The sequence below is a fragment of the Olleya sp. HaHaR_3_96 genome, assembly GCF_019278545.1.
Classification (GTDB): domain Bacteria; phylum Bacteroidota; class Bacteroidia; order Flavobacteriales; family Flavobacteriaceae; genus Olleya.
On record NZ_CP058987.1, the window covers coordinates 2,445,414 to 2,468,211 of the forward strand.

At 31.9% G+C, this 22,798-nt stretch carries 9 protein-coding genes; 7 read left to right on the forward strand and 2 right to left on the reverse strand.

Features of this window, described 5'->3' with window-relative positions:
* Positions 1-29: 29 nt before the first annotated feature.
* The 7 genes from H0I26_RS10820 to H0I26_RS10850 all read left to right on the forward strand — a co-directional run bounded on the left by H0I26_RS10820 (position 30) and on the right by H0I26_RS10850 (position 20,899).
* Positions 30-6,272: a hypothetical protein gene (locus H0I26_RS10820; protein WP_218698452.1), complete on the forward strand. Its 6,243-nt coding sequence runs from the start codon at positions 30-32 to the stop codon at positions 6,270-6,272.
* Between the two features lie 12 nt (positions 6,273-6,284).
* Positions 6,285-8,714, forward strand: a complete 2,430-nt coding sequence (locus H0I26_RS10825; protein ID WP_218698454.1) for a PKD domain-containing protein — start codon at positions 6,285-6,287, stop codon at positions 8,712-8,714.
* 3 nt (positions 8,715-8,717) lie between these two features.
* Positions 8,718-9,443 (forward strand): hypothetical protein, encoded by a 726-nt coding sequence (locus H0I26_RS10830; protein ID WP_218698466.1) that lies wholly within the window; start codon positions 8,718-8,720, stop codon positions 9,441-9,443.
* 89 nt (positions 9,444-9,532) lie between these two features.
* Positions 9,533-18,613 (forward strand): 3-coathanger stack domain-containing protein, encoded by a 9,081-nt coding sequence (locus H0I26_RS10835; protein WP_218698468.1) that lies wholly within the window; start codon positions 9,533-9,535, stop codon positions 18,611-18,613.
* 25 nt (positions 18,614-18,638) lie between these two features.
* Complete coding sequence (locus tag H0I26_RS10840; protein ID WP_218698470.1) at positions 18,639-19,517, forward strand: hypothetical protein; 879 nt, start codon at positions 18,639-18,641, stop codon at positions 19,515-19,517.
* A 137-nt stretch (positions 19,518-19,654) separates the two neighbouring features.
* Positions 19,655-20,209 carry an REP-associated tyrosine transposase gene (locus H0I26_RS10845; protein WP_218698472.1) on the forward strand — a complete coding sequence of 185 codons (555 nt, stop codon included), beginning with the start codon at positions 19,655-19,657 and terminating at the stop codon, positions 20,207-20,209.
* A 474-nt stretch (positions 20,210-20,683) separates the two neighbouring features.
* Entirely contained in the window at positions 20,684-20,899 is a 216-nt protein-coding gene (locus tag H0I26_RS10850; RefSeq protein WP_218698473.1) for a hypothetical protein, read from the forward strand.
* Positions 20,900-20,955: 56 nt separating this feature from the next.
* Here H0I26_RS10850 and H0I26_RS10855 read toward each other — a convergent pair whose 3' ends face one another.
* A complete protein-coding gene (locus tag H0I26_RS10855) occupies positions 20,956-21,561 on the reverse strand; it encodes a hypothetical protein (protein ID WP_218698475.1) in 606 nt (201 codons plus the stop codon).
* Positions 21,562-21,568: 7 nt separating this feature from the next.
* Positions 21,569-22,687, reverse strand: coding sequence for an RHS repeat domain-containing protein (locus H0I26_RS10860; protein ID WP_218698477.1), 1,119 nt, complete (start codon positions 22,685-22,687; stop codon positions 21,569-21,571).
* Between the last annotated feature and the right edge of the window lie 111 nt (positions 22,688-22,798).

A 22,798-nucleotide genomic window follows, 5' to 3' on the forward strand; every position in this document is an offset into this window, starting at 1 on the left:
TTACATTCTCTATTACAAAATCCTTCTGAATGAAAAATATTAGAACCAGTAAATTTTCAAAAATATTAGCAAGCTATTTAGCAATACAACTACTAATAACGACCATTCAACCTACTAATTTATATGCATTAACAAGCGGACCATCTCAACCAGAATTTAATTCATTTACTCCAATTGGCACTAGTGATATGGTTAATTTGTCTTCAGGAGATTTTAATTATAACATCCCTATTATGGATGTTGGTGGTTACCCACTTAATCTTGCTTACAATTCTGGTGTTACAATGGATCAAGAAGCATCTTGGGTAGGTTTAGGGTGGAATTTGAATGTGGGACAAATAAATAGACAGGTTAGGGGTATCCCAGATGACTTTAAAGGCGATGAAATTACTTATGAAAAAAATCTAAAAAAGCATGTTACAGTTAATGTGAATTTAGAGGCAGGAGTGCAAGTTGTAGGTTTCGAGGCTCCAGATTTTGAGGGTAATGGAGGATCAACTGGAATAAAAGTTGATGCAGGATTAGGTATTACACATAGTAACTATTACGGTGTTAGTTTTAAGCCTTCTTATGGTCTTGCTTTTCAACTTTCAAATCAGGTAAGTGTTGGAGTCGACGTTTCAACGTCTACAACAGAAGGAGTTACAGTAAGTCCTAATGTAGGCATTTCAGCTAGTGCAAAAACTAAAGGAGCCTTAGCAATTGGAGGAAACCTTAACGCTGGATTGTCTTATAATTCAAGTCGCGGGTTGGGTACATTTAATTTGCAAGCCTCGACAAGTGCAAGTTTTAAAAAAGCTCCATTTATATCAAAAGACGGTACAAATAGTAGTGGTGTTAGCCATGGTTATTCGGCTACATCAGGAAGGATTTCGTTCTCAGATCCTTTTACTATAACACCAAGAAAAAGATTGGCTTTTAAAAATAATAGTTCAACGTTTTCGTTCTCTGTTGGGCCGGATCTTTGGGGTTTGGATGGCGAATTAGGTGTTGCTGCTACTGCTACTAAACAAGAATTAAAAGATAAAATAAAAACGGAAAAAGCTTACGGTTATGAGTTTACAGGACAAGCGTCTTCAAGTGATGTTTTAGATTACAATAGAGAGAATGATAGAGTAATAAGTAAATACATTTTAGCATTGCCAACAACTAACTATACATATGATGTTTATAGTGTTAATGGTCAAGGGATTGGTGGTATGTTTAGACCGCATAGAAGTCAGATAGGCCAAATTTATGATGAATTTGTTCAAGACCAAGGAGAAAGCTATAGTTTAGGAGGTGAGTTTGAAGGAGGTACGGGATGGCATGTTGGAGGTAATTTTATATCTGCGCCGTCATCAAGTCATACAGGGGTATGGAATACGACAGCTTCTAATACTTTTAAAAATGAAAATGAGAATGTAATTAATAATGACTATGAACCAGTGTATTTTAAACATATAGGTAATAACGGTGTAGACCAAAATAGTGCCTTGTATACAGCAGATTTAAATGGGGATGCAGCTATGACGCTTGCACTTGAAGGTAATAATGCTGTAAATAAGTTTAGAGTAAAAAAGTATAATCCAACGACTAATGTTCCATATTATGAGACCTCTTCATTTTCAGATGCATTTAGAAGGAGTAACAGAAAAGTAAGAAATCAATCGATACAAAAAATATCTAAAAAAGAGCTTCAAGATTTTTACAAACAAGAATACGCACATTATAGGACAAACAATTATGCAAAAGATCACCATACTGCAGAAATAAGAATATTAAAGCCAGATGGATCTACTTATGTTTTCGGAGAAACAGTGTATAATATCGAAAAAAATGAAGTTGCATTTAATACTGAAGCTTCTGGGGATTGCGCTACAGGTTTGGTTACATATAACAGAGGGACAGAAACATATCCAGAATCAAATATATATGAAAACGGAGAAAATACTATCAGTAATTCTAGTGGGATAGATCATTTTTATGATAAAGTTAAAACACCAGAATATGCACACACCTATTTGTTATCTTCAGTTTTTTCTTCTGATTATGAGGATTTAACAGGAAATGGCCCTACTGATGACGATTTAGGTGCGTATACTACTTTTGAATATAATAATGATATGCCTGTTTATAATTGGCGTGTGCCTTACGGTAAAAATCAAGCATCTTTTAATGCTAGTTTAAACACCAATAAGGACGATCAAAAAGGAAGTTATATTTATGGTAAAAAAGAAATAAAGTATATTGATAAAATTATAACAAAAACACACATAGCTGTTTTTGATCTGTCAGCTAGAAAGGACGCTAGAGGTTCAAAAAATGAGAATGGAGATTTGCCTAGTCAAGGAGAACAGGTCATGTATAAGTTAGATAAAGTACGCTTATATTCTAAACCAGAATATAAAAAATATGAAGAAGAATTGGAAGATAATGATCCAAGTAATGATCCAACAATGGAACAACTATCTCCAATTAAAACTGCTCACTTTGTATATGATTATTCTTTATGTAAAGATTTAGATAATAATCTAGATAGTAATTATCAAGATTCAGGAAAACTGACTTTAAAGGAGGTCTATTTTACATATAGAAAATCTAATATGGGAAAGTATACTCCTTATAATTTTGTATACGAGAGGGATTTAGACAATGACGGAAGTATTAGTGAGGAAGAATCTAAAGTGAGTAATCCAGATTTTAGCTTAAAGGCATTTGATCTTTGGGGTAATTATAAGCCTAATAATGGTGGATGTAATGCAGATGCTGGTTTAACAAACCAAGAATTTCCTTATGTAGATCAAAACGATAGAGAAACACAAGATCAATATGCATCAGCATGGACAATGAGATCCATAAATCTACCTTCTGGAGGTTCTATTGATATCGAATATGAAAGTGATGACTATCAATATGTTCAAGATAAGCATACCATGCAAATGTTTAAGGTCGTTGGAGCTGGTAGTTTTCCTGATGAGTCTACTAATCCTGAAGGAAATCAAAAATTATATAATACGCTATTGCCTGAATCTGACGCGACACATTTGTATGTAGAATTACAAGACGAAACTATATCAGATATGCCATCAGAATCAGAGTTTGTTGAAAAATACTTAAAGGGCATTGAAAATAAACCCATGTATTTTAGATTCTTGATGAACATGACCAAAAAGGGAGCGAAATTAAAGAGTATGTCAGATTTTGATTACGTGACTGGTTATTTTCAGTTAGGTAGCGATTATAAAGTTTTTGGTAAAAATGATAAAGTTTATGCAGCCATTCCTATGAAGCACACTAATATGGAGGGTGGTTTAATATTACCAGGTGAAGATGTTAATCCAATTACTAAAGCAGGTTTGTATTTTGGTAGAAAATATTTAAATAGTCTCGTATATGGTTTAAATCAAAATGTAGAAACTGAAGATGTAGTTACAATAGCAAAAAGCTTAATTAAAAGTGTACAAGCTGGGGCTCAAATATTTACAGGTCCAAATAGGGTGCTAAGAACTCCAGAATATCAATGTGCTCAACTTTTTATTCCTGAAAAGTCATGGATTAGATTAACAACACCTAAAAAATATAAATTAGGAGGAGGTATTAGAGTTAAAAAAATTGAAATGCAAGATAATTGGGATACCATGGTATCTACTTCAGGTCAATTACAAACGTATGGTCAAGTATACGATTATTCTTTAGGTAATAGTCAAGGAACTAGTGGTGTAGCTACGTTTGAGCCTAATAATAGTGCCGAAAATCCATTTGTAGAGCCTTTTTATGATAAACCAGAAAAATTAGTTGCACCTAGGGAAGTTAGTTATGTTGAGAAACCTTTTGGTAAAGCATTTTTTCCTTCTTCTACAGTGACTTACAGTAAAGTAACCGTTAAAAATTTAGAAAGAGACGATATAATTAAACATGCAACAGGTAAAGTGGTTTCTGAATTTTTCACCTCTAAAGATTTTCCAACAAAAGTAGATTATACTGATTTAGACAGACTATACCAAAGTAATGAAAACAATGTATTACAACAAATTATAGGCGGAACATTCGGTTTGCCAATTAATATTAAAAATGAATTTACGCTTTCTCAAGGCTTCGTAGTACATACTAATGACATGAATGGAAAATCAAAATCTCAAAAAGTGTATCAAGAAGGGGCAGATGACCCTATTTCGACTGTTGAATATATTTTTAATACATTAGAAGGAGATGCTAGTACATTAAATAATAAAGTAACTGTTATTAATACAAATGGAATTATAGATAATAGTAAAGAACTTGGTGTCGATTATGATGTTGTTACAGATTTTAGAGAAAGTTATTCTAATTCAAGAACCGCTGGTATAAGTGCTAATGTTGTTGCATGGGTTCCTGGAGTAGTTGTTCCTACAGCATTTCCTAGTATGAGTTCAATTACAAATATCGGACATAGTACTATCACAACAAAAGTTTTGCATACTACTGCAATTTTAAAAGGAAAAATTGCTACAGATTTAGGAGCTAAAGTAACAACCATAAATCAAGCTTGGGATGCCACTAATGGAGAAGTGATTGTAACAAAAACTCAAAACGAATTTGATGATGCTTATTATAATTTTAATTTTCCGGCCTACTGGGCACATAATGAAATGGGGCAAGCATCAAAAAACTTAGGACTAAGAGGGACTTTAATTTCATCCGGAGACTATTTTCATTTAGAAAACGCTCCAGACGCATCTAAATATTTAGCTTTAGGAGACGAAATAATAGCTGACTACGGGGCTGTTAGCCCAGAACGTCTATGGATTGCTGAATTTAATAATTCAAAAACAGGTGTTCTTTTGATGAATAGGGAAGGTGTTGTTGTTAACAAAACTAGTATTAGTGGTAATAATTTTATTATTGATCAAAATATCAATTTTAAAATTATTCGTTCAGGATATCGTAATCAACAAATCGCAAATATGGCCTCTGTAACAATGATGAAGAACCCTATACAAAATAATGATGGTAGTTACGTTCATTCCATTGGGACTAATACTTTTAGTCAGCTAGAATCAATTAATACAGAGAATAGCTCTAGAATTGTTAATGCTAGTGCAGTTTCTTATACTGATTTTTGGAACTGTCAATGTGAATACGGATTAGAAAGCTTACCATACGCTGACCCAAATAATAATAATATATCTAATCAACTTGCAGATACAGCAATTGAAGACTACGGCTTTAATCCTTATGTTCATAATGTGAAGGGAACATGGCGAGCAAATAAGTCTTATGCTTTTTTAACTGAAAGAACAAATATTAAAGAAGGGGCAAGTTTTAAAGAGAATACAAGAAAAGAAGGTTATTATAAAAAATTTACTCCCTATTATAAAAATAATGATGGTGTATGGGAGAAAAATGTAGATAATATAACAGAGGATGTAGATGATTGGACATTTGCTAGTGAAGTAACTCAATATAGTGCTTTTGGTCCAGAAATTGAAAATAGAGATGCGCTTAATAGATATTCTTCAGCGCAATATGGTTATAATTTAACATTGCCTACAGCTGTAGCTTCTAATAGTAAATATCGTCATATGGGTGCAGAGAATTTTGAGGATTATGATTACATTAGATCTAATGATGCTCACTTTAGTTACAAAGAAGTGGCTTTAGAAGATGGTGATGGGCTTATTACACCTACTACAAAATATTCGCATACCGGAAATGTTAGCTTACAGGTTCCTTTTGGTGTAACAGAAAGTTCTACTGCTAATTTACCAATAGAATTATTAGGCTTTTTACCTCCAGCACTCGACACCGATGGAGATGGTATAAATGATGATATTGATAATTGTCCAGAAACACCAAATAGAGATCAATATAATTATGATGGAGATGCTCTTGGTAATGCTTGTGATGATGAAGGCGAACCTTTGAGAACAAGTTGGGCTGCAACACCTAGAATGGATTATGAATGTAGAAAGCAAGCAATAGCTACTATCGATGGGACACCAAATTCATCGGTAACTTATCAAGTTTTTATATTAGACACTCCGAGAGGGGGCTGGCATGCACAAATTAATGGAAGTAGTTCTTTAACGGGAGAATTATATTTTGATGCTACAGGCAAAGCTTATATTCAATTAGAATTAGCAGCTCAACGAAAAAAGAAAAAGAAAAACCGTTCAAGAACTTTAAAAGTAAAAGTAGTTATTAAAGATTTGCACGGTGAGTCTTTTGATACTTTTGTTTTCCATACGACGTCATATGAAGCATCTGACTGTCATGGAGAACCTTATACTGCTCACAAATTATTTAATTAATATAGTATAAAAATGAAAAATACTTATTTAATATTACTTACTATATTTATTTTTAATAGTGCTTATTGTCAAAGGGAAGCATGTCCCATAATTACAGATATACAAGTAATGGATGAATGTAAAAGTGGAAATGTTATAGATAACCCAATCTGTAATAAAACATTCTGTTATTGGTATACAGGAAGTGGTCTATTTGGTCTGACTATTGAAAATATTTTTCTCTGGACATTTTATGATACAGATGGAGTCACTATATTACATACAGATAGTAACGTAGGAGCAAGTTATGCATTTTCTAATAATGGTTCTTATATTGTTACTTTGACTATTAACACATCATCGGGTTGTACCGTATATTATAAAGAGACTATAGTAGTTGATTCTTGCTCTGATTCTATAAAAAATGAAAATGAATTTTGTTTAAGTGAAATGGAGGAGTATCCTACGGTGGGGGATTTAACACCAAGTGGGGATAGTATAGTGTGGTATTTAACAGAAACAGGGGGATTTCCATTAAATAACAATGACGAAATTGTCGATGATAATCAAGATTTAGTAGGGACGCCTTATTGGTATAGTCTAAATTCTAATCCTACTAGAGTTCAAGAAAATATTATAGTTTATGGACAAACTTTGAATCAGGAAGATAATGTAGATCAAGTATTCGCTCAAAGTTTAAATGCAACAGTATCAAGTTTAGAACCTACAAATGCAATTTGGTATGGGGATAATTCTTATTCATCACCTTTAAGTTTGTCAGCACCATTAGTTAATGGATTAACTTATTATGGCGAATTACCAGAGGAAATATGTAAAATTAAGGTGTATGTCTCTATAGGTACAAACCCGCCAACAGGAGATGGTGTACAATACTTATGTCCAGGACAAACTATTCAAGATATTATTATCGAACTTCAGGATAGTGATTCTTTAGCAGTATGGTATTTTGATGAAACGGGAGATACATTAATTTCTGAAACAGCAACAGTATCTAATAACGGGACATATTACGCAGCGCAAATAGATGGTGATGGGGTTGAAAGTGTCGAGCGTTTAGCTGTAACAGTTCTGTTAAACACAGTAAACCAACCTGTTGTTCCTTTTCCTGTAATGACCTTTGATGTAAATCAAACTCCTCCCTCAACAATAGCTAATTTGATTGCTTTTGGTTCAGGTATTAAATGGTATCCACAAGCCGTTGGAGGTATTGTCTATGGGGAATCAGAACCATTATTTGAAGTTGGTGCTCCAAATGGAACAAGTACTATTTTTTGGGCAGAGCAAAATGCTGGTCCATGTCCAAGTATTAGAGTACCTATACAGGCAATACTTGGTGTTATAGAGGAACCTCCTTTATTAGGATGTGAGAAGTTTAAACCACAACCTGGAGATCGTTATGTTATTAACGGTTGGGTAAAAGAACAAGAAGTAATACAAGTAAATCCCATAGTAAGAGAATTTAACAATAGTGAAGAAAGCGAACGTTTTGTAGATTTACTAAATCATTTAATGGTTGTTACCCGAAGTTCTGAGAGTGAGATTCATGATATTTTACAAAATGGTTATATAGCAACTTCTCCAGAAGTAATTCTAGATTTTGATCCATTAATTCCTTTTGTTAAGTTTATTGGTGGAGAAATTAAACTTAAAGTATATGATTATGAGCGTATTGTGGATGATTATGGTGGGCAAGATAGCGGGAGAACAATTGGTTTTAGATTTAAACTTACTAATCATTTAGAGGGACCAATATTTGAATGGAAATCTCCTTTTGTAGAATTAGATGGAATTGCACAGGATTATAGATACCCAATTAATGATAATCCAAATTTAGAAATACAGTTTACAAATGCCATAGTACAAGGTAATAATATTCAACTTACTTCAGATTTTTTAGCCAATGGAACTCCTTCTCTAAATAAATATAATTATGTTTCTGAATCTGTAATTTCTGGATTGGAAGAGGCTATAACGGTTTATGATTATGAGGAAGTACCAAACTTTCAACCTATAAATTATATGAGTACCCAAGTTAATATAACTTATAGAGATGTAAATCAAAATATTATTCAAACTCCAGATGGTGAAGATACAGTAGTTTTTTTTCCACAAGGAGAAATAATAGATGGATGGCAACGCGTATCTGGAGAGTTTAGAATACTAGGTAATGCAGCCCAAATGACTATTAGTTTAAAAAATGAATCCGATTCTAATCTAGCTTATTTTGATGATATTAGAATGCACCCATATGATAGTAGTATGAAAACATTTGTATACCACCCAGTTACGCAAAGACTAATGTCTGAGTTAGATGAAAATAACTATGCTACTTTTTACGAGTATGATGCAGAGGGCGGTTTAATACGAGTAAAAAAGGAAACAGAAAAAGGTATTTATACAATTCAGGAAACAAGATCAAGTACTATTAAACAAACTAATTAAACGATGCGTCTAAATTCATATAAAAATGTACTTTGTTTATTTCTTTTTATCGGATTAGTAAAGTTATCACAGGCACAAGATTTTAGTGAAGTGTTTCAAAAAGTGAATAATTACTATAAAACGACTAATTACTATAATATAGAAACTACTTATACAATGTATAGAGGCTATACAGGTAAAATAATTACAGAATCTTATAAGGGCCATATGTATAAAAAAAAGGAAGTAACAGGTGTTACAATTTTAGGGTCAGAGATTATAACTTTTCCTGAAGGACAGATAACAATTACTGATAAGAGTAAATCTATAATTTATATCAATAGAGAAAAGATAGCTTTAAAAAATAGTATAATAGATACCCATAAATTAACAAAGTTTTATAAGCAAATAGCTTTTAAGGAAGATGATAATATAGCTCAATACCAATTTTTATTAAAAAATGAAGTAAAGAATCTCCCCTATAATAAATTGGTGTTTTATATTAATAAAAGTGATAATTCAATATTAAAACAAGAATTATTTTTTACCTCAAAACTACCTTTTACTAATAAAAAAGGAGAAAGAGAGTATGATTTTGGACGTATGGTAATAGTATATAAAGTTTCTAATAAACTTCATAAAAACAGTATAAAAATAGAAGACTATTTAATTATTGATAGTAACAATAAAGTTAGTTTAACTAAAGCCTACAAAGACTATCAATTGATTAATCAAACACCAAGCAACTAGACCATATGAACGTTATAAAAATAAAAAATAGGCATTTCTTGTTTTTCGCTTTCTTTATCATAAGCATTAGTAGTTTTGCGCAAGATGTAATGACATATAATTCATCTCAGGTTGCTTCAGCAAATTCTTTGGAGTATATAACTTTAAATTTAGCAACTACAGATACTAAAGATGTTAATCCGTATTCATACGTTTCTTTAAAGATAAAAGAGGGAGTTGCACCATATACTAACTATACCTTTAAATTAGAGTTTGAATTAACACCAGTTTTACCTGACGGGACTCTTGATATCCAAAACATTACAGATGTTGTGTTAGAAGTAAAGAATGGTCAAATTACTGGTGGAGGAAATCATATTGGTATAAAGCAATATATATTGCAAGAAAAGTATGGCGCCATTCTTAATAATATAACAACTTTTTTTGAAGATGAAAATGGAACATCTGTAGTTACTGTACCTGCTAATATAGAATTGGAAATAGGTTATAAAGCTATTAGGTATTACGAATTACCATTAACTGTGCCTAATACTAGTTATAGTGTTGTTAATAATCAATTACAGATAAATTGGGATACTATTCCAGAAGCAAGATATTATGATTTAGAATGGACTTGGATTGATAACTATGGAGGAGATATTAATTCTTCACTTAGTCAACATGAAATCTTTTTTTCTAGTAAGGAATTTAAACGTAATAGTACTCGAATTCAAACCGATAAAACAGCTTATAGTGTGCCATTATTGTATGGAAAAGGGTATTTAATATTTAGAGTTAGAACGGTAGGGAATTTTTTAGATGATTTATCAAAAAATAAATTTGGACCATGGAAAGCAACTACTAATCAGGAGGTTCTTGTTAGCGACTGGTTGAATGTTGTAGAAATTACTCAGGACCATGAAGCAAATAAAAATTGGCAATTTCAGTCATCATATGCGGAAGACGGAAAGAAGAAAGAAGTTATAAGTTATTTTGATGGTACATTAAGAAATCGTCAAACGGTAACAACAATAAACACAGACCAACATGCAGTTATTGGAGAAGTGATTTATGATGCACAAGGAAGACCAGCTATAGAAGTTTTACCAACCCCGATTACAGACAATCAGTTAAAATATTATGAGGACTATAGAAATAGGAGTGCAAGTACTAATTTGCCATACCATTATACCGATTTTGATAAGGATGCTCAAAATGAAGTAGATATAATATCTTCTAGTAAAAAAATGAGTACGTCATCTGGTGCTAGTCAATATTATTCCCCAGAAAATACTCTAGTGGATAACTTTAACGATAGAGTACCTAATGCAAAACAGTATCCATTTTCTCAAATTGAGTATACATCGGATAATACTGGTAGAATACGAAGAAAAAGTGGGGTTGGAGAGGTACATCAATTGGGAGCCAAACATGAAATGGAATATTATTATGGTGTTCCAGAGCAAAAAGAATTAAATAGATTATTTGGTTATAGTGTGGGTAATGTATCAAAATATAAAAAAAACATGGTGTTGGACCCTAACAGGCAGCTTAGCATCAGTTATATAGATCCACAAGGTCGGACTATAGCTACGGCATTGGCAGGTGAAAATCCAAAATTTGATGATAACAATATTTTAGATGGATTAGATGATGAAAGTGAAATTCTATTACATGGAGAAGTAACTACAGATTTATTAGGAAAAACAATAGAGACAGATACAGATAAAACAATAGATAATAACCAATTGGGTATTACTGGTATTTATGGTCCATTACACGATAAATTGTCCTTCGGAGCATATAAAACAGTTGTTTTTAATGATACTAGAAAATTTGATTATAAGGTAACTAATAAAAACCCCTATTTTCATTATGGTTGTGTAGATGATGATTCATACCCAACGGTATACAATTTAAATATAAATGTTTTAGATGAGAATATAAATACATTATTAGAAGCACCTGTTTCGCTAACTATTAGCTTGGCAGATTCGGGAAATAACACAAGTATAGATTATTCAAATAATAATATATTTACACTAGATCAATTTACTGCAGATTTTCAAAGAGGAACTTTTATGGTAACTAAAAATTTGACGGTTAACAGAGATAAGCTTGAAGAATATGCAGATGACTATATTATTAGATTAACAGATGAGAATAGCGCATGTTATCAAGCTTTAGAAACTATAACTCCAGAACCAATATTTATAGATGGATGTTTTTCTACTTGTTTAGAATGTGAACAGAGTATTATTGCTCAATATGCTACAGATGCAGTATTTGCAGATATAAAAATAGCAGACTATACTCAAGACCAAATAGATTTATTAATAGAACTTAATCAATATGATGCATTTTATAACTCTTTAAAACAACAATGGGCAGATGCCATTTTAGCATGTAATTTACCTTGTGAAGAAGAGGATGAAAATGCACCACTACCTTCAATTTCTTGTGAGATTGCATCATTGCAGTTTGCTGAAGACATGAGTCCTAGCGGTCAATATGGATTGGGTTTAACGTCAGATCAAGTAACGTCACAAACTATATTTAATGAAGAACAATTAAGTATTTTTAATCAAGATAATATATTGTTAAGTACCAAATCACCGTCAGGTGAGCATAATAGCTGGAAGAATCCAAGGCATCATCAATTTGATGGAGAGGCGACTACAGATGTATTTACACAAGGACATTACTATAATAGTGATGCATCAATAAGTTATGTTAAAGTCACACAATTTTATTCAGAAATAGATGATGTAACTTATTATACGCCCGAAGTAGATCAATCTGCTATTAGTACACTTATTCCAACTGAAGACGTAGATATTACAAATCAATACTGGGTAGAACCACAATATTTAAATAATGTATTAGACTTTTTAAGTACAAATATTTGGAAAAGTAGTTGGGTAAATTCACTTTTGGTATACCATCCAGAGTATGACTATTTAAAGTATAGTACTGCCATTTGTAAAATGGAATTACCACACCCTAATAGTCCCGGAATTAATTTAAATTCTGATGCTTACGATAGTTATTTATTATCTATTACTAATTATCGTGACGCCCAGGAAGCAGGTTTTTTAACTGATGATCCATTAGTTATTTATAAAACAGATCCATATTTTCAAAACACCCCAGGTGACCCATTTGAAACTTCAACGTTATATAACGGTGGAAGAAAAAAAATGATGGAGATTGCCTTACAAACTGATTTTGATGGTGGACAAAAACCTATGATGTCGGTTGCTTTCTCTAGATACGTGTGTAACAGTATCGAAGTATGTGATCCTTCAGTTCCGAATGTACAAGGTATTTTAGATGAGATGAATACTCGAACAGAATTAGAAAAAGACGAATTCTGGAATAGTTACAAAACAAATTATATAGGTTTAAAACAACGTATACAATCTCTTTTTATTAATAGTTACGCAAAAAAGCAAGGTTCGTATAATGGTTGTATTGGTCAATCGGATGCGCTTTTTAACTTAGAAACTGCAATTAACGCATATCCTGTATCAGCAGGAGTAGTAGAAAATTATTTAAATAATACTTCAGATTTTCTTTGCGAATACCAATATGGAAATGCTTATATAGATAAAGTAAAACGCTTTATACCCTCAGATATGTTTTATAATTCTGCTGCAGATCCAATAGATATTGTTGAAGGGATTGCTGAACAAGTAGAATATAATTATTACATAAATTCTGGAACTTGTCCGTTAGCAAGAGATATGCAGTTATATCTAGATCACTATTTCAAAGAAGCAAATAGTATTACAGGACTATCAATATTAGAAAGTAGAGAATATAAAGGGGTATATTTATCTCCCCCTTTATTTGAGGATTTTGGTGGTATATATCCTACTACAGATGTAGTTAAAATGGTAACTAACCAATCTGGAACAACTTTTAATATTCAATTGTATACAGGAGGAGGGGCTATGGTACAAAACTCTAATGTACAGTTAATTATTCCTGCTGGATTGGATTACACATGGGAAGAATATGGAAATGGATGGATAATAGAAAACATAAATGCCATTAATATAAATCCTTCTTTAGGTAGTTATAATGCTGCAAGTGAAGTGTTTAATTTTCAAGTATTAGCTCAAGTATCAACGGAACAAGGCGCTACCGAAGTAATTTTAAATGGTACCACTAAAGCTCGAATATTTAATTGTAGCATAGACGATAATATAGATCCTATTGGGATATACTTGGGCACAGGTAATAGTTGGGATGAGTCAGGAACTTGTAATAAAGAAGGGTATACTTCTAAAGCTTTTATAGCATTACTTAATAGTTTAATAGAAACTAACCAAATAAATGGCAGTAATGTTAATATTTCATTTTTGGAGGCCTATGCAACCAGTTATTTACCAGAATTTTTTGATGCTTATGGAACAGTTGTGTGGAATGCTGAAGGTAACGGAACTTATACTATTAAAATAGATGGAGTTCAAAAGTTTGTAATGAATTTGAGTAATCAAATTCCAAATAATACAGAAGTCACAAACGTTAGATTTGATTACCTGTTAAATTCTAATAATGCTATAATAAACCAAAAAGTTAAAGTCACTTGGGTAGATAGTAGTTTTAATCTTAATTCTGTGGAAGGATCAGTTGCCGAGAGTAATACTAGATTTTTAAACTTCTTATGTTGTGCCGATATTAATGATTTAGAAACTGCTGGTCCTTGTGATAACTTAAGTTGTGAAGATATAATTATTCAGATACTTAATTATTTAAAGGACCCAACAACGCCGCATTCAATTACTAGTCCTCAAGAGCCAATTAATCTGTTTGCTACTAAGGAAAATTGTTTTATTGATTTTTTTGATTTAACAACAGCAGACACTTTTATGTGGTCAAATTTACATGATTTTGACTCTAATGCGGAGTATAATGACAACAATTATGTCTTAACCCTTAATGGAAATATTATTTTTCAAGTTTTATGGGCTGAAAACCTGTCAGACCCTACTATTATTTCTTTTAATGGTTTAAACCAAGACGATCCAGAAAATGCAATATCTTATTACAATAATGAGGGAGTATTAAAAACTATGAAAGCTATAATAAAGATAAATTGTAATGCAAGTACAACCAATAAAGCCTCTAAAGAGTTTTATCAGTACGCAACAGCACAAATTCTTAGTAGAATGGATGAGTGTGATACAGAAACGCCATGTATTCCACAACCATTACCAATAATTACTTGCGATGCCGCCTTTTTAACTTTTAAGGAAACAATTCAAGCTTTAGAAGATAGCCATCAGGATATAAGATATGAGGACTTTTGCGAATTACAATATAAGTATTTGGTAGATGATTATAATTATTACATCAATAAATTGGTATTACAAGACCCTAGTAGCCCAAATCCTTATACTCAATCTTTACGATATATAAGTATAGCAAACTTTGGAGCAACTGTGTTTGGTTCTGGTTATAATGATATGAGTTTTGTTATAGATGCCTATGCCTCTCATATTGCAAATGCTGTAAATGAAGATAACATAGATAGCTGGAGTGTTTTTACTTCAAACTATTTACTTCAAATTACTAATGGAGGAGAGGACTGTATTTCTTTACCAGCTCTTGTAAATATAAATATTAATAATTTTACTATACCAGGACCAGTTATAAGTCCATGTTTAGAATTTTCTCAGAGTATACATAATAGCTATTCTCAAGATTCATACACCACTTTTTTAGGTACAGAAAGAGAGGATTTTATTAAAGCCTACCTGAAAAATGCAATGGATAATGCTGTCGAAAATTTCGATATGGTCTATTATGATAAAGAATATCAATACACATTATACTATTACGATCAAGCAGGAAATTTAACGCAAACTGTTCCGCCAGAAGGAGTTGATAGGTATTCAGATAACAAATTAATGACCCTTAACAGTACAGGGACTGAAACATTTAACGATCAAATTAATAGTTATAGAAATAATAATACTGCCACAGAAAATAGCAGTTTTCTACCAGATCATAAATACAAAACACAATATAAGTACAATACTTTAAATCAATTAGTGTGGCAATTAACACCCGATGGTGGAGAAACACGTTTTGCTTACGATAAATTAGGAAGAATTATCGCCTCTCAAAATGCTAAACAATTAGTAAATAATACATTTAGTTATACAGTATACGATGGTTTAGGTCGAATTACGGAAGCGGGAGAATTAATACCTAATGTGCCATTAGCTATAAACACATCTACAGGAACATTGTCAAGCACAAGTTTTAGTAATCAAGATGATATTTACGAACAAACCGATTTAACCCAACTTGTAGTAACTACTATACGTTTTCCTAAAACAATATCTGACACTCAAAGAGAAGTTACAAAAACACAATATACAGAGCCAGTAACATTTGCTGCAGATATTTTTAATACAGTAGATGCTTTAGATGCTAACTTAAAAGAAAAAACAAGAAATAGGGTAACAGCTGTTTATTCTTACGATACTGTTAATTCAACAACACTTACTAGAGATTATATTACTGCATTGTATTATAATTACGATATTCATGGAAATGTAATAGAACTAGTAAACGATAATAAATTTTTAGTTCAATCAATGGAAATACCATTTACAGGTATAAAAAATGTTGAGTACGATTACGATCTTATTAGTGGTAATGTAAATAAAGTGTATTATCAAAAAGGAAAAGCAGATCAGTTTATACACAAATACACCTATGATGCGGACAATCGTATTACAACCGTCCAAACGTCGTCAGATGGTTATATTTGGGAGCAGGATGCTTCATACAACTATTTTGCACATGGTCCTTTAGCCAGAACCGTTTTAGGCGATACCAAGGTACAAGGTTTAGATTATGCTTATACATTGCAAGGTTGGTTAAAAGGTGTTAATTCTAACACTCTTAACCCACAAGACGATTTAGGTACAGATGGAACAACAGGAAGCGAAGTCGCTAAAGATGCTTTTGCGTATTCATTAAATTATTTTGATAACGATTACCAAGCCATAGGTACTATAAATGCTTTTGTAAATAGTGGTACATATAACCCTAAAAACCTTTACAATGGTAATATTAAACAAATGTCTACCACATTATTAAACCTAAACGAATCACGTTTAGACACACAACTTAATAATTACGAGTACGACCAGTTAAATAGAATTAAAAGCATGAAAGGCTATAAGTCTGGAACTGTTTCAAATTATAGTGCAAGTTATAGTTACGATAGGAATGGAAATTTACAAACCCTAAAAAGAGGTGTAAATAGTCCTGAAGATATGGATAACTTAGAGTATTTCTATAAGCAAAAATTAAATCCAGATACAAACCAATTGGAGTATATCAACCAATTAGATTATGTTAAAGATAATGTTACCAACGTAAACCATAACGACATTGGTCCAGATCAAATATCAGGAAATTATACTTACGATGCTATTGGACAATTAACATCGGATACAGCAGAAGGCATTACAAATATAGATTGGCGTGTAGATGGTAAAGTAAAACAAATAAATAAGCTAGATGGAACGCAAATAAAGTTTGCCTACGATGGTTTAGGAAACCGTATAGCAAAAACGATATTACCAAAAGATAAAACAACACTGTACCTTAGAGACGCCCAAGGTAATGTAATGGCTGTTTACGAAACTAACGAGCATGACCTTACTAATGTAAGCGAAAATAAAAACACCCTACTTAAAGAGCACCATATTTACGGTAGTTCTAGATTAGGTTTAGAGCAAAAACATATAACAATTACAGAAACAGGTACATCTTCTACACCAACAGTACCAGAAAACCTTACCTTAGATAATGTTATAATTACAGATTCTCAATTATTTCAAGCACTAAATAATATTACAGTAGCAGGTTCTGGAAACAGTTACACAATAGAAACTTCTGCCAATGTTACTATGCAATCAGGTAATAGTATAACACTAAAACCTGGTTTTATAGCGGTAGCAGGAAGTAATTATTTAGCTAGAATAACAGATATAGATCCAGGAGGAGTAGACATCACTACTGGTATAGCATCTGGAGACAAACGCTACGAGTTATCTAACCATTTAGGAAACGTGCTATCTGTAGTTACAGATCGTAAGTTTTACGACGAAACAGTCACAGATGGTAACCCATTTAAAGCAGACGTGATTGCGTTTAATGATTACTATCCTGGCGGGATGCTTTTACCAAACAGGCATGGAAGTTCAGATTCTTATAGGTATGGCTTCCAAGGACAGGAGAAAGATGATGAGATTAAAGGGGAAGGAAATAGTGTAAACTTTAAATATAGAATGCACGACCCTAGAATAAACAGATTTTTTGCACCTGACCCGCTTGAAAGAAGCTATCCTTGGAATAGTCCATATGCTTTTAGTGAAAACCGATTAATTGACGGGATTGAGTTAGAAGGATTAGAGTTTAAAGTGATTAAAGAACAAATTCCTGGTACATCTAAATATGATATTTCTGTTGTTTATGATGATAAGATTGAATTTGGAGTTATAAGACAGACTGTTTCAAATATGAAGGCTATGGGCTTTACAGGCGGACATACTTCTGCGCAAACTGGATTAAGGTTTAATAAAAATCAAAAAAAGGGTTTTACGATTTTTGACGAAGAATTGCAAAATAATTTCAGTATGTTGTCTATTGGTAGTGGCACTTTTAAGAAAGCAACTTCTTTAACGGCTCCCATAAAATCTTCTATTAAAAATACTATAGACAATAATTTAAAGCCTGAATTAGATAAAAAATTAGGTGTTTCTAATATTGAGTTGTCTTCAAAATGGTTAAAAGGAGAAGTTTTAGGAGCAGAATTTTCTGCTTTTGTAGAAATTAAAACTGAAACAGTATTAAAAAACTACTCTTTTGACGTAACTGTAACCATAGCAGCTGAAAATATAACTTCTGATTTTATCACAGAATTAGGAGAGAATCTACAGGTAGAAGGCTATAAGGTCGTCTTAGAGCAGAAGATTGACATTGATAAAAGTATTATTAATATAAGTGACCCAAGTAACCCTAATGGCATAAATATTGATTTTAATATAAATCCAGTATTACAATCAGAGATAAAGTCTATTAAAAAGGAAATAGAGTCAGTAACAGATGAGACAAATGATATTACAATTGATAACCCGAAAAGAGAGAAAACCGATTAATTTTATTTGCATAGTTATGTGTCTTATGTTTTCTCATGTATATTCACAAAACAATAATGATTTTAAAGAATTTGATAGCTGTTTTACTTCTATTACATCGCAATTATTAATCGATGATGTAGCTATTAAATATACGGAGAGCAGTAGTATGGATTATAAATTAATTTATACTAATGTTAAGGATTCTTCAGGAGAAAAGTCTATAATTATAGGCAATAAAGACTATCATTTATTTCATTCATTAGGAAGGAATAAAATAAATGATAGTATAAGTTATTATTTGTTTTCCCATAAAGTATTATTTAAAGGAGAATCAAATTATTATGCGTATTTAGCAATTTTCAACAAAGAAGTGTTGTCTGATTTTAAGACAATATACTCTAATTCTAGTTCAGGTATAGAAGTATATAATTTCGGCTCTGTTTTTTCTGAAAATGAGTTTGCTATTTTTAAAGAAGACTCCTGCGAATTCTTATATTATACAATAGACTCATATGGTCATATATATGAAACGGACGAGAGTACTAAATTTGACAATATAAATTTCAAAAGATTAAAACCTTACGAAATAAAATTAAACGCCAAATTTTATAAAACAAATAAGGTGCTATTACCAATTGAACTTGTTTGTAAGGAAAAACCAAAACAAATCTTACGAAAGATAGCAAGTGAAAATTTAAAGCTAAAAACAACTTTTTATATAGACTGTTTAAAAAACGATAACCAATTAACGTTTATATATTTAAATAATTTGACATCACAAAATGATTCAAATATTTTTGAAATAGTTTTTGATAAGTATGATGAGAATTGTGTTTGGTCAGGGAATAAATCTGTTTCTAAATACTATATTATGCCAAATGATATTGAAGTTGTAAATAAATTCACTTTGTCTTCTTTTTGAGATTTTAAATAGCTTTTAATTTAGCAGCTTTAAGCAGATTATCCCCACTCGCGCGGCATATCACATACTCTGGCGCGCTTTTGTAAAGCGTGTCTAATTTATATTAGTATTTGCAATACCTTTTATATCTTTAAAGCATGTCACAGAGATATAAAGTAATAGATAGTACAGAACCAACATTTGTAACGATAACAATAATAGATTGGGTAGATTTGTTTATACGCCCAATTTATTTTAAAATACTAGACGATTCTTTAAACTATTGTATAGAACATAAAGGCTTAAATGTACATGCTTACGTTTATATGAGTAGTCATATACACATGATAATTAGTTCCTATGATAATGAATTACAAGATATTATTAGAGATTTTAAAAAGCATACTTCTAAACAATTTATAAAAGCAATAAAAGAGTATCCAGAAAGTCGAAGAGAGTGGCTATTAGCCAAGTTTAGTTATGCAGCCAAGCGTGTTACAAAAGGCGTAAATTATAAAGTTTGGAAAGATGGTTTTCATCCTGTTATTTTAGACAGCCATAAAAAGTTAGAACAACGGATTAATTATATACATTATAATCCAGTGTCTTCAGGGTTAGTTTTCCACGAAAGAGATTGGGTAAATAGTAGCTATGCTGTTTATGAAGAAGATAATAAAGAAGTGCCTAATGTGAGATTAAAACCGTTGTGGTAATTTATGATTATTCAGATGCATTACAATTGTTTAATATAATTAAGACACACTTTACAAAAGTGCGCCAGAGTACGCATATGCCGCGCGAGTGGAGTTTACAGGATATTCAAAATCTTGACATAGACACTCAAAATATGCTCTTTAGACTAATTGATACCATGATTAGAGATACAAAAGCTAAAAAAGCTTACTCTAATTCTTAAAACTAAAAAAGCCTCTACATCTCTGTAAAAGATTTCTGTTTATTTTATCTCTCTCGCATTACAAATGCTAAACTAAATTAGACACGCTTTACAAAAGCGCGCCAGAGTGCGTGATATGCCGCGCGAGTGGTCTATTTGCTACGAATGCATATGTAGATAATTAGGCAATCTGATTTCTTGAGGGTCTTTAGCAAACCATCTGCCTATTCTCGGGTCTAACATTCTAGCTCCAAAATCATAACTAGTTCCAGGGCGCCAGAGTATGTGATATATGCCGCGCGAGTGGGACATTGCACAAAAGATTGCCGAAGCTCTTAATGTATCTCTGGACTTTCTTGCTGGCGATTCTTCTGTTTTGGTAAAGGATAAGGAAGTTTTACAGCGTATTGAAGAGATTTCCAACCTTTCCGATGATAAGAAAAAATATATATACGATTTTATTGATATGTGTTTACGTGATTATAAAACACAAAAAGCGTATTCTTAAAAAGTAAAAAAGATATCGGTTAGGATAGCTTCTCACTTATTCTATTTTACCATTAGCTAATTTGTGGTATCTCCTTTTTTCTCATAATAATAGGTAACTCCTCTTTCATTTTCGTCTGAACGGACAACACTGCCCAAAGTATCAACTATATTTTCATCGTCTGTTACAAATACTGGGAATGTAACGTGGTTATAATTAGTAACTGTCTCTATTGGCTCTTCATAGTCACCTGTTTCAAAAAGCACTTCGTTTTCCAAAACACCTTCTAAAAAATAACGCCCAGTTTGCTTAAAACTATATTCAAAATAAATTGAATCACGTAAATCTGATGAGAATAATAATGACTTAGGGTCTTTTATAATATGATTATAACTATCCATTATTTGTTCTGTGTTATGATTTACATAGAATACCGTAAGCCTTGAACTCTTACCGTCAATTTGAAGAGGTGTTATTGTATCTAAATAACTTTTATAAGCAATAACACCTCTGTAAGTTTTGTTAACATGAACCGTATCTTGAAAATAAAAATCAAAATATGTAGACCTTTTAGTATCAAACATATTCTTATTATCTAATTTAAGATTATCTTTTAAAGTCTTATCATTTTTGCACCCTATAACAAGACTGACAAAACTTAACATTAAAACTATTTTTTTCATTACATTATTATCCTTTTTGTGACTCTATATCGTTAGCTCTTTTTTCGACACTATCTCTTTTCTTTTTATACTTTTCGATTGTCCTAGTTGAATCTTTTCTTTTAGCCCTAACCTTTTTGTTATCGGTTCTAACTTCGGCTGAATTAGGTGAAACACCTCTTGTTTTCCAATTTCTATTATAACCTGGGACTATCCATGAATCTTCAACTTCAATAGTAATCATTTCATTATCTCTAATCGGATTAAAAGATGGATCTGTATTGAGCTCAGAATTGCCTCCAAAACCTGTACCAATAGCACCCTTCCCTCTATTAAAAAGATTAAAAATTCCTTTAGCAATAGTTCTAAAAAGACCTTTATATTTAGATCCTCCTCCTCCTCCTCCGGACACACTACCTATATCAACATACACTGGCATATCTCCTTCAAGAGGTTCAAAAAGACCTAAACCACCGCCACCTGTCTTGCCATCTTCAGATAATCGATAAAAAACTAAATATGGTGTTGGATTCGGATTTGATTCTTCACCTTCTGCAATAGGTTTTGTAGTGACAGTCATAACCAATTCCTTTAACTGGTCTGCATTGGTTTTAAAATCTTCAAAGTGAAATTCTATTTCATGACCTACCTCAGAGTGCATATTGTCATAAACAGGATTGTTCTTATCTAACATATTTGTACCTGCCCAGTTTTCAACACCACCAGCTTTTAAATAGTATTTATAGTTCTGTACAACTACTTCTCGCCAAGTAATTTGTTTTTGTAATGTATATCCATATTTTTCTTGTGTCGCTGGATCATTTAAATAATCAGCAATATACGAAGGCCCAACAATATCTTTCATTATTGTATAACCAACTAAATTACTATTCCCATCTACTTGCGGTTCTAATCCTTCTAGCTCTGTAGACATTATTGGTGTATTACCACTAAACTGATAAGGCGAATAATATGGATAAGAATGTACCATTGGATCAACAGCAAAAAATCTCATTACCCTAGGGTCGTACATCCTAAACTTATAATTAATAGAGTTTCCTTCCCCTTTAATCTCATCATCCTTCTCCTGTCCCTGGAAGCCATATCTATAAGAATCTGAACTTCCGTGTCTATTAGGTAAAAGCATCCCGCCAGGATAGTAATCAAATGTGCTGTAAAAACTACAAAATAAGAACGTTCAATGTCTAAATATATAACAAAAATAGACAATAATAGTGTTTTTAATACTATTTTTAGT